Here is a 13,116-nt window from a genome sequence, read left to right as displayed (position 1 = left end):
GATTTTAATGGCAAAGGCCAAGCCAAGAATTTGTGAAGTCTGTGGAGCAGAGATTAGAGGACAGGGCCACACGGTAAAAATAGAGGGTGCGGAGCTTTTAGTTTGTAGCAAATGTTACCAAAAGTACGGCAGGAAAAAGCCCGGCACTTGGAGCCCAATGCCCACAGGAAGAGAGCCAAGAAGGCACTATGAAGCAAGACCAAAGCCAAAGCCAGCTCCAAGAATGCAGAGACCTCTTTACACAGAGGATATTGTCGAAGATTACGCCGAAAGAGTCAGGGAAGCAATTCAAAAGAGCGGTCTAAGTTATGAGGAACTTTCCCATAAAGTGGGACTTTCAACCAACCTCCTTAGGAGGATAGCCCATGGGGAGTACATGCCAACCATAGAGGAAGCAAGAAGGCTCGAAAAATACTTCAAAATAACACTCATCGAAAAAATAGAGGAAAACATGCAGGAGAAAGTAAAGATACCTAAGGACTACGAACCTACGCTGGGCGACATCGCACACATAAGGATCAGGAAGAAGAAAAAGAAGTGATCACTCCTCGTTTTCTACTCCTTTTACAGATTTCCTGGGGCGGTGAAATCCTTTCAATACTTCAAAAGTTCCCCACATTCTTAGAAGCTCCCTGTGGACGTTTGATCCCGGTGGGATGACTACTATGTGAGCAGGTGGGTGAATCTCTCTCAACCTACCTATTGCCTTCGCAGGGGGTAAGTCTATCTGCGCCACAACATGAGCGCGATACTTTTTCTTGGGCTTTTCTCCCACAATTTTCTCAAACGCCCAATCAGAAAGAGCGGGAGGGATTATTCTAGGCTTGCCCCTAATTTCCATTCCTCCGTATCTTATAAGGTCTGCCAATGCTACCAGTGCTTTGTCGAAGCTGTCCGTCCTTATCAAAACTATCGTGTTTAACATGTTCTCACCGAGAAGAGCTAACCTCAGGGGTATTTAAATGTATGTGTGAACCAGCCCACGGTAGCTTAGCTAAGAAAAATTTATAAGCAAAACCCTAAGAGATATGTGTGGCTAAGGGCCCGTGGTCTAGCCTGGTTATGACGTCGCCCTCACACGGCGAAGGTCCGGGGTTCGAATCCCCGCGGGCCCACCACAACGATTTTGTAAAACTCATAACGTCTCCCTCCCCAAAGAGGCCTCTTCTGAGCAGGATATTGATGGACTTAGGTCTTTGATCTGACTCCTCCTTCCACCTTAAAGGCGATGCTTTTTGGTGTAAGTACATTGTCTAAGTTATCATGTCATTAATGGAGGTAATAAGCGGTAACTCCAATTTGAGGTTTTTTTGAGTAAACTTCAGTGTACTTAATTCCAGAACCAGTATTGTAAAGGAGTATCTTTTCGTCCTTATCAATATCCCCCTCCTCAACCACTTGTTTTAATCCTGCTAAGGTTGCAGCACCTTCTGGGCACACAAACACACCTTCTCTCGCAAGTTCTTTTGAAGCTTCGAGGATTTCCTTATCGCTCACTGCCACGGCGCCACCTCCACTCTCATAGAGGACCCTCAGTATCAAGAAGTCAGCAAAAGCTTTTGGAACTCTTATTCCGGCTGCAATGGTCTTTGCGTCTTCCCAGAATTCACTTTCTTTTTTCTTTTCTTTGAAAGCTTTTACTATGGGTGCACAACCTTCAGATTGAACTGAAATCATTCGAGGCATTTTCTCGTCTATCCACCCAAGCTCTTTAAGCTCATTAAAGGCCTTCCACATTCCTATAATCCCTGTTCCTCCTCCCGTGGGGTACAATATTACGTCAGGTACTTCCCAGTTAAACTGTTCAGCAATCTCTAGACCCATTGTCTTTTTTCCTTCTACTCGATAGGGTTCTTTCATTGTTGAAACATCAAACCAGCCAAACTTCCTTTTTCCTTCGCTGACAATTCTCCCGGCATCTGAAATAAGGCCTCTTACCAAGTAAACTCTAGCGCCAAAAATATAACATTCAAGCTTGCACGTTAATGGAGCATCCTCGGGCATGACAACATAAGCTTCTATTCCAGCTTTTGCCGCATACGCTGCAAGGGCGGCTCCGGCATTTCCAGCTGTTGGCATAGCAAGCTTTTTCAAACCAAGTTCTTTAGCTTTTGAGACAGCCATTGCCAGACCACGAGCCTTGAAAGTGCCTGTGGGGATGAGTCCATCGTCCTTTATGTACAGGTTTTTAATTCCTAGCTTTTCTCCAAGCTTCTCTAATTTAAGTACTGGTGTAAATCCCTCTCCGAGGGATACAATGTTTCTCTCATCTTTTATTGGAAGCAATTCCCTGTAGCGCCACATATCCGCTCTTCTGCCCTTTAGATCTTCTTTGCTTAAGGCATTTTTCACACTCTCCAAATCGTAAATTGGCAAAAGTGGAGCGTTGCATTTTTCACATATTGTTTGTGGTTCATCAGGAGAGAATTCCTTACCACATTTACTGCATACTAATTTTTCCAGATGTGAAGAGTTTCTCATTATGAATCCCCCAACATCAGTAGAAGATTGTTTTCCTTAAGTTTTTCTATAACTCTTGTTTGATATTGCTGATCTTCTTCTAAAGCATAAGAGTTGGAAAAGAAAAAGTCAAAATATTTATATAACCATTGTTTTAGGCCCTTCGCTCTTGGAGGCCCACCATCAAGTTATCTTTTACATTTTTCTTTTGAAAGCCTCGCCCTTTAGGGTGGGGGGAGGTCAGTTTATGAATTGGCAGACCATTTTTTGGAATTCATTGCTTCGTATTTTGCGTACTCTCTCTGAACCTCAGGCTTTCTTTCTTTTCCCCAAAATCCTCTTAGATTCTTGAAACTTATCATTCGTCTCACCAATTAATAATAGAATGCTCAAACTACAAGGGTATATCGATCAAAAATGCTCATTATTTATAAGGATAGAAATTCTAGAAGCGTTATCAAAAGATATTTAAGTATCTTTTAGATTATCATTTGTTAGTTGAAATGAACATTTACGTTGATGGTGTTGAGTATGGAACATGTAATTGAAACTAAAGACCTCACGAAATTTTTCGGAAAGAGAAACATAGTCTATCACCTAAATCTTAAGGTTCCTAAAGGAGTTGTCTACGGCTTTTTGGGCCCCAATGGTGCGGGTAAGACGACCACTATCAAAATGCTTACGGCAGCTTTGAGGCCCACCTACGGAGAAATTAGAATTTTCGGGCTTGAAATGCCCCAGAAAAGAGTTGAAATAATGAAAAACGTCGGCTATATGCCAGAAACACCAATAGCCTACGAGGATATGACTATCTTTGAATTCCTAACCTATATGGGCAGGCTTTCAGGTTTAAAAAGAGAAGAGGCGAGAGAGCAGGCAAAGAAGCTCATGCGATACGTCGGGGTCGGCAGATTAGCCTTGAATAAAATAAAGGAGCTTTCTTCAGGTCAAAAGCAGAGAGTAACCTTTGCATCGGCTTTAATTGGGGATCCAGAGCTTTTGATCCTTGATGAACCCACTGCAAACCTTGATCCCTTGGGGAGAATAGAATTCATAGGAAAAATTCTCTCATTGGCAAAGGAAGGGAAAACAATCTTCGTAAGCTCTCATATAGTCAGCGAAGTAGAGAAGATGTGCAACTATGTGGGGCTTATAAACCAGGGGCGTTTAATAGCTCAGGGAAAGATAAGTGAGCTAACGGAGATAGAGGAAAACGATTACGACGTTTCTACCTCGGACAACAAAGTAGCACTGCAGTTCTTAAGGGAGAAGCCCTATGTCAGAGAGGTATGGGAAGAAGAGAACATAATAAGGGTTAAGGTTGACCCGAGATTCCTGGACGAGTTTTTCCTGCAGTTCCCGAAGTATTTAGTCTCCAACGGCATTCGTTTAAAGCTTTTCAAGCCCCACACAAGCCCGCTTGAGAGAATCCTCATGGAAAAGTTCAGCATAGGTGAGGAAAGTGATTAGCGTTCTCTACCAAAACGAAGTGTATAGGCTTTTAAAGTCGAGAAGGCTAAAAGTGATGCTTGTTTTAATGCTTCTCCCCGTTGTAGTTTACTTCTTCACACACGAAGAGATAACCGAATACAGCGCAAAAGCCTTGGAGATTTCATTCCAGATAAACGTCTCCCAGTTTTTAATAAACTTCTGGGCAAGCGTGATAGGCCAGCTGGTCGTTATAATCGTCATGAGCGATTTGCTTGCAAGTGAAATTGACAGAGGAACGATAAGGCTCCTCCTAACAAAGCCGATAAAGAAAAGCGAAATAGTTTTCGGCAAGTTCTTTTCCGGAATTACTGCTGTGCTCGTTATCTTTGGCATACCCTACTTTGTGATGCAGGTTTACATGGTTCTTCTCTACAAATCGGGCTTTGAGGGGTTTAGGGCAACGTTTGATGACTTCCTGTTTGCCCTCGGAGTTACAGTTCTCGTCCTTGGGAGCCTCGGAGCAGTTTCAATGCTTCTCTCGGTAGTTCTTTCAAGGCCGCTCTATGCGTCCCTTGCAAGCTTTGGGCTGGTGTTCACTGCCCAGTTCATACTTCCACAACTGCCATTCTTTGACAACCCTGAGCGCTTTAACTTGAGCTACCAGATAGGGGTGCTCTTAAAGAGGGGCTTTACGCTTCACACCGGATTGGACACTTACAAAGGAGACCCAACTATGAGCGCACTGTTTTTTATTAGTGTTATCCTGCTAAGCCTGATCTTTACTCTCTTGGGATTATACAGAAAGGAGTATGAGGGATGAGCCATGAGAAAGATATTACCGCTTTTCGTGCTTCTCCTTTTTGCCGGGAATGCCCTCGCTGCGTCGGTTGAGCTCGGAATAGATGAGGTTTTAATAGTGGATAACACCACCGTAACCTTTGATGTCCCCCAAAACAACCCCAACCTTGTTTTTCTATTTCTGGATGGTGAAAATTCGAGCCTAGCTAAGGGGCTGCACTTTGGCGAGAGCGTTCTCTTTGAGGGGGTAAACTATACTGTCGGGAGCTTGGATTTGAATACCCTTACCCTCAAGCTTCATCTGTCCGGCAACTACTCCACCTTTAAGGTTTTAAAAAAGAGGGACTTCGAAGTTTCCCTTGTAGAGTCTTTTGATGCCTACGTAAAAGTAAAGATAAAGAACACCGGCTATTACGAGATCAACGATACGCTAGTGGTTTCTGCCCAGGGAGTAGAGATAGAGGAAAGGGACATTGACCTTAAGCCGGGAGAGAGCTTGACCTTAAAGATTTCCCCCGCTTACAACCAGCTGACCTTTATGCTAAGGAATGCCAAGCTGTCGAAGAGCATAACAGTGGCTTCTCTTGAGGAGCTTGTGACAATTGAGCGTATCTGGAAAGATGGGAAGCTCCATGTTCTTCTAAGAAACCATGGAGATCCTGTTAATGTAACTCTCAAGCTTCTGGTTAGTGGGATGACCTTTGATAAGAAAGAAGTTTTCCTCAACTCAAAGGAAGAGACGGAAGTTGTTTTTGACAGTGATATTACTCAAGGCACGATTCTGCTGGACTATGGAGTAATAAAGCAGGAGAGCTTTTACTTCGAAATGCCGAAGGTGTCTTTAGTGAGGGCTGAGAAAGAAAACGAGAAGCTAAAGATATGGCTGAGAAACGATGGAAAGGTAGGGTTCTCCGGCAAAGTATCAGTCTACCAGAACTCCGTCCTCGTGGGCGAACCTTATTTTATTGACGTTACCATAAAACCTAACGAAGAAGTTTATCTCGAGTTTAAAGTTCCTGAAGATACACAGATTTTAACCGTTATGGTTACATCGAGTTCTTACTCTGCCACCTTCCCTATCTCCTTGAAAGCAGAACTGACCGCAAAAGCGGTTAATTCCTACGCTAAGGGAGTACTTGGGGGAACTGTGAGCTACGTGATAGCCATTGTTGGCAATGGAAAGGTGGAGTTTGGCATTAGCGGACTGCCAGACTCTATAAAAGCCTACTTCTATTATGGGGATACTCAAGTTAAGGAGCTCGACGTAGTTCAAAATGCCCAGGTAACTCTTGTTTTAAAGCTTCCAAACTTACCGCAGGGCTTTGTCTTGAACGAGCCGATTGACTTTAACGTGATGGTCAATGACATAGAGATCCCCTTAAAGCTTGAAGTTAGTGGGGTTGGAATACTACCGGTTTATGGAGACAACTGGCTTGCCAAGGTCAATTATACAAGCGAATACCACCACGTAGACTTACCTTACAGGGTATTTGGGAATGGGATAACTCCTCCCTTTGCCTTCGAGCCATGGGAAGGAGAGAAAATTGCCATCCTATACGGAAGATATATCAGACAGGGAAAGGATTTGAGGATTCACCTCCTAGACCGTTCAGGGAAGATTATTGATTCTTCAACTCAGGAGAGAGGAAGAAGTGATTACCTAGTATTCAACGAGAGCGAATTTATGATAATGGTTGAGGGAGAGGGGTATTTCGAGGGGATCCTTCTGGTTTCTGATTACATCAACGAACTGAAAAACCTCAGCTTTGAACTTAAAAAGAGGGAATTCGGTGAGGGATTGAGGACTTTCATAATAAATGCCACTTCGCTTAGAGGACAAAAGCTGAGGTTTTCCCTCTCTTCGGATAGGGATGTGGAGCTAAAGGTGTACTATTTCACATTGAACAACGAGAAGGAGAACTTCGATCCCTTGTCCACGAACTTCAAGGGAGTCTTTAGAGGTAGAGGGAAGGCTATTGAAGGAGAACTTGGCATAAGGAGCTACGAAGACTTCATAGCTGTGGCGGTTATTGGAGAAGGAAACGTAACTCTAAACTTTGAGAAAGCAGGTAGAGGAGTCGAGGTTGGCGAATTAAAGTCAAAGGAAGTATACCTTATAGTGGCGGCACTGATGGCTCTCCTTGCTTTGGTGGTGTACCTAGAAAAGAAAATAGGGTAGAGGGTATCAGAAGATAAGCGGTGCCCTGTATTCGCCCCAGACTTCTCTTAGGACGTCCGTAACCTCACCAAGCGTCGCCAAGTGCTTGTGTGCTTCGATGATGTAGGGCATTAGGTTTTCATCCTCTTTTTCTGCAGCTTTTCTGAGCTTATCCAATGACTCTTCGACTTTCTTGCTGTCTCTTACGCTTCTCAGCTTCTTAAGTCTCTCAATCTGCTTGTCCCTAATGCTTGGGTCTACCTTGAGGATCTCGACCTCAATTGGCTCGTCAACGACAAACTCGTTCACACCGACGATGATGCGCTTCTTCTCCTCGATTTCTTTCTGGTACTTGTAGGCTGAGTCTGCGATCTCCTTCTGGATGTAGCCGCGCTCGATAGCCTTCATCATGCCGCCCATTGCCTCGATTTTCTCTATGTACTTCATAGCTTCCTCCTCTATGTGGTCGGTAAGCCACTCAATGTAGTAGGCACCGCCAAGTGGATCAATTGTATCCACAACGCCGCTCTCATAAGCTATGATCTGCTGTGTCCTTAATGCTATTCTAACGCTCTTCTCTGTTGGGAGTGAAAGAGCTTCGTCATAACTGTTGGTGTGTAAAGATTGGGTTCCACCCAAAACGGCTGCCAAAGCTTGAATGGCAACTCTTACTATGTTGTTCTCGGGCTGTTGGGCTGTTAGAGTTGAACCAGCTGTCTGGGTGTGGAACCTGAGGAGCATTGATCTTGGGTCTTTGGCGTTGAACTTCTCCTTCATTATCTTTGCCCATAATCTTCTTGCGGCTCTGAACTTGGCAATCTCTTCAAGGAAGTTGTTGTGAGCTGCAAAGAAGAAGCTCAATCTTGGGGCGAACTTATCGACATCCATGCCTCTCTCAAGGACGGCCTTAACGTATTCAATACCGTCTGCTAGTGTGAACGCTACCTCTTGGACTGCATTTGCTCCCGCTTCTCTGATGTGGTAACCGCTTATGCTTATGGAGTTCCATTTTGGAACGTGTTCAGCACAGTACATTATGATATCAGTCGTTAGCCTCATACTTGGCTTCGGTGGAAAGATGTAAGTACCTCTGGCAATGTATTCCTTGAGGATGTCGTTTTGAACTGTACCCCTAAGCTGCTCTTGGGGAACGCCTTGCTTTTGCCCAACCAAGATGTACATGGCTAAAAGGTTTGCGGCTGTGGCGTTGATTGTCATTGAAGTTGAAACCTTATCAAGGGGAATTCCGTCGAAAAGTATCTCCATGTCCCAGAGGGAGTCTATTGCCACACCAACTTTTCCTACTTCTCCTTCAGCCATAGGGTGATCAGAATCGTAACCGAGCTGGGTTGGTAAATCAAAAGCAACGCTCAAACCGGTCTGCCCTTGCTCGAGAAGATATTTGTAACGCTTGTTTGACTCTTCGGCTGTTGCATAACCAGCGTACTGTCTCATTGTCCAGAGCTTCCCTCTATACATAGTGGCATAAACGCCCCTGGTGAACGGGTATTGACCGGGGAAGTTGAGCTTTTCCAAATAATCCCAGTTTTCAAGGTCTGCTGGCGTGTAAACCCTTTTAATCTCAAAACCGTCATCTGTCATGAATTTTTCTTTCCTTTCGGGTCTTTTTTGGATGAACGGCTTTACAGTCTTTTCTTCCCACTCTTGTTCTGCTTTCTTAATCTCTTCAATCTTCTTTTTATCGAAAGTCATTAACACCACCCTAAGGAGATATGTTTTAAGCCTATAAAAATCTTTTACATACTCAAAGGCTTTACTTTCTATTGGACATTTTATCCAGTAATCTTAAAAAATCAGGAGAAAAGAAAAGTTACTCTTTCCACTTTGGATTGTCCTTAACGACTACTTTTCCGTTCTCTTCAACCACTATCTTTGAAAATCCCTTCTCTGCAATCGTCCCATAATCGTGGCCTGCATCCGCTGGGTATATTGCGAGGAATATGAAGGGCTCATCACCTGTGTTTATTGTCCTGTGGGCCCAGTGTGGGGGAACATAGACTATTGTGCTCGGCTCCATTTCGATGAACCTTGCCTCCCCTTCGGGAGTTTGGAGTAGCATTCCTCCTTTACCTTTGATAGCTAGATAAACCTCTGCCCTGTCCACTTTTGCATGATAGTGCCCTTTGGTCATGAAGAACTCGTTCCCAACTTTGCCCGGGTACAAAATGGTGGTTGCAAAGTTTAGATCTCCCTCCTTCTCCTCTTGTTCTATTGCATAGACCTCATAAACCACTGGGTTCTCTTCGTTCACCATTTTTTCCCATGCTTCTTCATCGACAAAGTAGCCTTTCATGTCGCTGAGTCTTCTGACACTTTTCTTTGCATTTTCAATAATTCCTGTTTCAAAATCAAGCTTAACACCAAAGGGCTCTTTATACTTCATTTTTTTCACCCCGTCAGATAATTGGGCTCCTTGTATTTTAATCTTTCCCCTTATGTATCACTAAGAGTGAAACTAAAAGAGGGACTGAAGGAGGAAAGCTATTCCTATTGTAACTCCCCAGTAGCCAGGATTCCATCTCAAGACTTTGTAGCCATCTAATGGAGGAATCGGGAGAAGGTTAAAGAATGCCAACCACAGATTTATAAAGGCTGTGTAGTACAGAGAAGCCCATAAAATGCCGGAAAATTTTCCTAGGAGCAACAAAATCAGGGCAAAAGTTCCTATGAGTATGTTTGTCACTGGCCCAGCTAGGCTTATCTTTCCATAAATCTCTCTATCCTCCCAGTCTGCGTAGAGAGAATAAACTTGGACTGCTCCAACTGCGGCAAAAGGGAATCTAAGTCCAAGAAGCTTATTTAACATCCCCACCAGCAAAGCCAGCATAATTCCGGTGTCCCATCTCCTATAGATGGCATAGTACCCATATCTTCTGGCAACCTGCCTATGTGCAATCTCATGGAACACGAATGCCGTAAAGATGCCAAAGGCAACATAGGGGATTGCAGTTAATTCAAAATTGGAAAAGACGAGTGTAAGCACGATGAAAGATATTGCCAAGTCCTCGAGCTCCTGTTTCCTAAGGCCAAGCACCATTGATCATCTACCTCTAATCTCGATTTTCTTCCCAAGAACAAGCTCCGCTGATTTTACAGCACTTCCTCCGCTGCCTACAGCTATCCTAACTTGATCCTTGGGGACATAAACGATTATCTTGTCTCCTTCGTACTCGACGTCAAGAATCTCAACCTTAAGCATGCGCTTCAGTTCTTCCCTCATTTCCAACCCCATGAAAAATTGTAAGGAGGGAATATAAAGTTTAGGCTAGTCGAAGTCCCATATCGTTCTTCCTTTGTAGAACATCATCACATACCCGCAGGTTTCGCATATTACGATTTTCACTTTGTGTGCCGTGAAACCCCACTTGCTGTCCAGCTTGCCTTCCTCAACCTTAAAGCTCGTTCCTCCACATAGCGGACATTTTAGGTGTTGTCTTTCCATTTGTATCACCGGTCGTTATTTTGTTCTTGTTGTATAAAAGCCTTGTCTTCCTTGTAGGAATTCAAAAGCCTTTCTATGCCCTTTTTGTGACCAAGCCCCACTACCGCTATCACTTTGGGCTTCTTAACGCCTTTCATCTTTAGTCCGTCAACAATTGCCTTTAAATTCCTCGCCATTGTCTTATTCCTATCTTCCACAAGGACTTTGAAGAGGTAAGGATAACGGAGCCTAAATCTATGCATCATTAGTTTGTAACTCTCCATTATATCCTCCGGGCTTTCTCCCTCAGGCGCAATTGGAAGAAAAACAAGGGAGCTCTCAAGCAGGAGAAGTATTTTCTCTCTCAGAGGTGCCTTAAGGAGCTTTCCCATAATGCTCTGGATGTCCTCATCAATTAGATAAAGAGGTACCCCAAGAAGAGAGGCCGTATGGATTGCTTCCAGCATTTCCTCTCCCGGCTTCATTCCAAATTCTTCCCCAATTTTTTCCTCAACTTTCATGAGCAGATACCCCAAAAGTGCCTTCCTTCCAAGCTTCAGCGCTTCCTGGAATGTCATCCTTTTCGGGGACTGGAGTGCGTAGAACCTTCCCATGTCGAGTTCAATAGCAACCGCGTCAGGTTTCTCCTTTAGTATAAGCTCCCTCACTTCACTTCTGCTTTTTGGAGATACGTGCATTGTGCCAATTATTTTAACGTAGCGAAGATAGCTCATATTCCTCACCGATCCTAAGCACATCAAAATCTCTGGGAATTATAAATTTATGCCCGCAGAGCCTCTCAGCTTCTCTTTTGTACTCTTCATACGTGTATCTAGGGGCTCTGTGGAATAGAACTAAAAGTTTAACTTTCGCTTTTTCCGCAATGTCGCAAGCCTCCATGACTGTTGAGTGGTAGCTTTCACCCCTGTCTTCTTCGTTTAGGTAAGTTGCTTCGTGGATCAGCACATCTGCCCTTTCAGAAAAGAGCTTTACTCTCTCACAGGGCTCGGTATCACCGGTATAAACAATTTTCACTCCCTTCTTTGGCTTCCCAGTTACGTCTTCAAGGTGGATAACTTTGCCGTTAATTTCAATTTTACCTTTGGTTTCAAGCTCCTTCATCCAGGGACCGGGTTTTAAGCCGAGTTCCCTAATTTTATTTAAGTCAAAACTCCCTCTTTTGTCTTTCTCTTTGAAAACGTAGCCTAACGCCGGAACACCGTGCTCAACTTTGAAGCTCCATATTTCGTAATTTTTGAACTTCAACCTTGCCTCTCCAAGCTCGTGAACATGTATCTCAAAGCTCGGCCTGAAAAACCCGCTTTTTAGGTAGTTTTGGATAAATTCAAAGGTGTACTTTGGCCCGTAGATGTGGAGGGGCTTTTCTCTGTTCCACAGGGTCATCGTCTGGATGAGGCTCATCAAGCCGAGGTAGTGATCCCCATGAAAATGTGTTATGAAAATCTTCTCTACTTTCATCGGGCTTATCTTGGCTATGCTGAGCTGCCTCAGAGTCCCCTCCCCCACGTCCCACAGAATTACCTCTCCTTCGTATTTTAAGGCTACGGCAGGGACATTCCTCTCTTTGTTTGGCATTATTCCCCCGGTCCCAAGGAAAATCACTTCAAGCATGGTCTAAAATCTACACAAAAACTTAAAAGGTATTTCCTTTGTGGATTATTTCCTCTTCTCGTGTACCCACAGAATAACACTGAGGATTAACGCCAAGATTGAAATGCCAATGGCAATGTCTGCTTTTCTATCATCGGGAGGGACGATGTAATAATCAGGATTTCTATGAACAGAGGCCTCAAGGCTTAGTAAAGAGACTGTATTCCCAAAATACCAGAACCTAACTGGGGAGTTTACTTTTTCCTCAAATGGGCTTTCATCGTCAATCCAGATTGTCAAGGTTCGTTCCCCATTGGGAATTCTTGTTAGGGACAGTTGCAGGCGATGAATTCTTTTTTGCGGAAGTATAGAACATTCCTTCTTTTTACCGTAATATGGCGTATGCAGCTCAACACATATATCGTTGTCCTTTACGAATATTCTTGATGTTTTTTCGTTGCCAAAATCGAAAATCAATATGTCCCCTTCATCAGCCAGCTCAAACCACGCGTCGATGTGAGCAGTGTCCCATAATCTCCCTCCAAATGGGAAGTTAAAGTATGTGCGGTTCTCCCGATTTATGAGAAGATCTTCATTTATCGGCTTTCTTTCATTAATATAGTAAGCTACTGCAATTGTAGAAGCGTTGGGCGGAAGATTTAGATGAAGAGTTACTTCCCCGCTGATATCTCCCCCCGGAATCCATATTCGCCCATCTTTTACTGGAACTGTGAAATTTTTGCTCCCATTTTCCCATCTTAACGTGCCTGAAACTTCTTTCCCGCTGTATTTGTAAAGACGCGCATCGATTCCCAAGAGCTTCCCTGAACCATTGAAAACTAACTCCAATGGAGGAGTTCTAGTTACACCCCCTTCCCCTTGGTACTCAACTACTTTTTCAGTTTTGTTGTGAAGACAAACTCGATCCAATCAGCCTCATAGCTCGGATGAATTACCAGATGAAGGGGATTGCTGAAGTTTCCTTGAAGAAGTTTTACACGATCAAGCGCCTCTACTGGGGGGACCTGAATGAGAATAACGATAAGAAACAAAAATATTGCAGCTTTATGGGGCTTTATTTCTGAAGTTTTCATAAAAATCCCCTCTTGTTTTTTTACTTTATCGTTTAAAAAAATTTTCTCTCTTTCGAGATACTGGCAAGATAACCTTGGCATTGTCCCGAAACTGTTCAGTAAATAATGGTTTTAGCCTTCAC

The 13,116-nt window shown here is 43.7% G+C and carries 15 protein-coding genes and 1 tRNA gene; 5 read left to right on the top strand and 11 right to left on the bottom strand.

The window, feature by feature from the left end; all coding sequences use genetic code 11:
• The first annotated feature begins 7 nt into the window (after window positions 1-7).
• Window positions 8-541 carry a multiprotein bridging factor aMBF1 gene (locus tag NF865_RS09080; RefSeq protein ID WP_253304400.1) on the top strand — a complete coding sequence of 178 codons (534 nt, stop codon included), beginning with the start codon at window positions 8-10 and terminating at the stop codon, window positions 539-541.
• Here the strand turns inward: NF865_RS09080 and NF865_RS09075 are convergent, their stop codons facing one another.
• On the bottom strand, window positions 542-925 hold the full coding sequence (locus tag NF865_RS09075) for a DUF356 domain-containing protein (protein ID WP_253304399.1): 384 nt from the start codon (window positions 923-925) through the stop codon (window positions 542-544).
• A 115-nt stretch (window positions 926-1,040) separates the two neighbouring features.
• Between NF865_RS09075 and NF865_RS09070 the strand changes: the two genes are divergently transcribed.
• Window positions 1,041-1,118, top strand: a tRNA-Val gene (locus NF865_RS09070).
• A 151-nt stretch (window positions 1,119-1,269) separates the two neighbouring features.
• On the opposite strand, the gene NF865_RS09065 is transcribed toward NF865_RS09070, so the two are convergent.
• Entirely contained in the window at window positions 1,270-2,481 is a 1,212-nt protein-coding gene (locus NF865_RS09065; RefSeq protein WP_253304398.1) for a threonine synthase, read from the bottom strand.
• A gap of 510 nt (window positions 2,482-2,991) precedes the next feature.
• Between NF865_RS09065 and NF865_RS09060 the strand changes: the two genes are divergently transcribed.
• From NF865_RS09060 to NF865_RS09050, 3 genes are read left to right on the top strand one after another with little or no spacing between them, the layout of a single operon-like run.
• A complete protein-coding gene (locus tag NF865_RS09060; protein WP_253304397.1) occupies window positions 2,992-3,930 on the top strand; it encodes an ABC transporter ATP-binding protein in 939 nt (312 codons plus the stop codon).
• A complete protein-coding gene (locus tag NF865_RS09055; RefSeq protein ID WP_253304396.1) occupies window positions 3,923-4,711 on the top strand; it encodes an ABC transporter permease in 789 nt (262 codons plus the stop codon). The genes NF865_RS09060 and NF865_RS09055 overlap by 8 nt, the downstream gene beginning before the upstream one ends.
• A gap of 3 nt (window positions 4,712-4,714) precedes the next feature.
• Window positions 4,715-6,868 carry a COG1470 family protein gene (locus NF865_RS09050; protein WP_253304395.1) on the top strand — a complete coding sequence of 718 codons (2,154 nt, stop codon included), beginning with the start codon at window positions 4,715-4,717 and terminating at the stop codon, window positions 6,866-6,868.
• 6 nt (window positions 6,869-6,874) lie between these two features.
• Here NF865_RS09050 and NF865_RS09045 read toward each other — a convergent pair whose 3' ends face one another.
• From NF865_RS09045 to NF865_RS09005, 9 genes are all read right to left on the bottom strand, one after another.
• A complete protein-coding gene (locus tag NF865_RS09045) occupies window positions 6,875-8,560 on the bottom strand; it encodes an acyl-CoA mutase large subunit family protein (protein WP_253305651.1) in 1,686 nt (561 codons plus the stop codon).
• Between the two features lie 118 nt (window positions 8,561-8,678).
• Complete coding sequence (gene pgiA / locus NF865_RS09040; RefSeq protein WP_253304394.1) at window positions 8,679-9,251, bottom strand: glucose-6-phosphate isomerase; 573 nt, start codon at window positions 9,249-9,251, stop codon at window positions 8,679-8,681.
• 72 nt (window positions 9,252-9,323) lie between these two features.
• Window positions 9,324-9,905 carry a site-2 protease family protein gene (locus NF865_RS09035; protein WP_253304393.1) on the bottom strand — a complete coding sequence of 194 codons (582 nt, stop codon included), beginning with the start codon at window positions 9,903-9,905 and terminating at the stop codon, window positions 9,324-9,326.
• 3 nt (window positions 9,906-9,908) lie between these two features.
• Window positions 9,909-10,088, bottom strand: a complete 180-nt coding sequence (locus NF865_RS09030; protein ID WP_253304392.1) for a KH domain-containing protein — start codon at window positions 10,086-10,088, stop codon at window positions 9,909-9,911.
• Between the two features lie 45 nt (window positions 10,089-10,133).
• Entirely contained in the window at window positions 10,134-10,310 is a 177-nt protein-coding gene (locus NF865_RS09025; protein ID WP_494546324.1) for a hypothetical protein, read from the bottom strand.
• 5 nt (window positions 10,311-10,315) lie between these two features.
• Window positions 10,316-11,023, bottom strand: a complete 708-nt coding sequence (locus NF865_RS09020; RefSeq protein WP_253304391.1) for a TraB domain-containing protein — start codon at window positions 11,021-11,023, stop codon at window positions 10,316-10,318.
• Window positions 11,001-11,921 (bottom strand): ribonuclease Z, encoded by a 921-nt coding sequence (locus tag NF865_RS09015; RefSeq protein WP_253304390.1) that lies wholly within the window; start codon window positions 11,919-11,921, stop codon window positions 11,001-11,003. Before NF865_RS09015 ends, NF865_RS09020 begins: the two co-directional genes overlap by 23 nt.
• Before the next feature lie 45 nt (window positions 11,922-11,966).
• A complete protein-coding gene (locus tag NF865_RS09010) occupies window positions 11,967-12,716 on the bottom strand; it encodes a hypothetical protein (protein ID WP_253304389.1) in 750 nt (249 codons plus the stop codon).
• A gap of 74 nt (window positions 12,717-12,790) precedes the next feature.
• Entirely contained in the window at window positions 12,791-12,994 is a 204-nt protein-coding gene (locus NF865_RS09005; protein WP_253304388.1) for a hypothetical protein, read from the bottom strand.
• Window positions 12,995-13,116: the final 122 nt, after the last annotated feature.

It is taken from the genome of Thermococcus aggregans (genome assembly GCF_024022995.1).
In the GTDB taxonomy this organism is placed as follows: domain Archaea; phylum Methanobacteriota_B; class Thermococci; order Thermococcales; family Thermococcaceae; genus Thermococcus_A; species Thermococcus_A aggregans.
The sequence above is the reverse complement of the archived record's forward strand: the minus strand, read 5'-3'. Positions and strand labels throughout refer to the sequence as shown.

Coding starts and splice junctions, on each gene's coding strand:
- NF865_RS09080 (WP_253304400.1), top strand. CDS start 8: ATGGCAAAGGCCAAGCCAAGAATTTGTGAAGTCTGTGGAGCAGAGATT.
- NF865_RS09075 (WP_253304399.1), bottom strand. CDS start 925: ATGTTAAACACGATAGTTTTGATAAGGACGGACAGCTTCGACAAAGCA.
- NF865_RS09065 (WP_253304398.1), bottom strand. CDS start 2,481: ATGAGAAACTCTTCACATCTGGAAAAATTAGTATGCAGTAAATGTGGT.
- NF865_RS09060 (WP_253304397.1), top strand. CDS start 2,992: ATGGAACATGTAATTGAAACTAAAGACCTCACGAAATTTTTCGGAAAG.
- NF865_RS09050 (WP_253304395.1), top strand. CDS start 4,715: ATGAGAAAGATATTACCGCTTTTCGTGCTTCTCCTTTTTGCCGGGAAT.
- NF865_RS09045 (WP_253305651.1), bottom strand. CDS start 8,560: ATGACTTTCGATAAAAAGAAGATTGAAGAGATTAAGAAAGCAGAACAA.
- pgiA (WP_253304394.1), bottom strand. CDS start 9,251: ATGAAGTATAAAGAGCCCTTTGGTGTTAAGCTTGATTTTGAAACAGGA.
- NF865_RS09035 (WP_253304393.1), bottom strand. CDS start 9,905: ATGGTGCTTGGCCTTAGGAAACAGGAGCTCGAGGACTTGGCAATATCT.
- NF865_RS09030 (WP_253304392.1), bottom strand. CDS start 10,088: ATGAGGGAAGAACTGAAGCGCATGCTTAAGGTTGAGATTCTTGACGTC.
- NF865_RS09025 (WP_494546324.1), bottom strand. CDS start 10,310: ATGGAAAGACAACACCTAAAATGTCCGCTATGTGGAGGAACGAGCTTT.
- NF865_RS09020 (WP_253304391.1), bottom strand. CDS start 11,023: ATGAGCTATCTTCGCTACGTTAAAATAATTGGCACAATGCACGTATCT.
- NF865_RS09015 (WP_253304390.1), bottom strand. CDS start 11,921: ATGCTTGAAGTGATTTTCCTTGGGACCGGGGGAATAATGCCAAACAAA.
- NF865_RS09005 (WP_253304388.1), bottom strand. CDS start 12,994: ATGAAAACTTCAGAAATAAAGCCCCATAAAGCTGCAATATTTTTGTTT.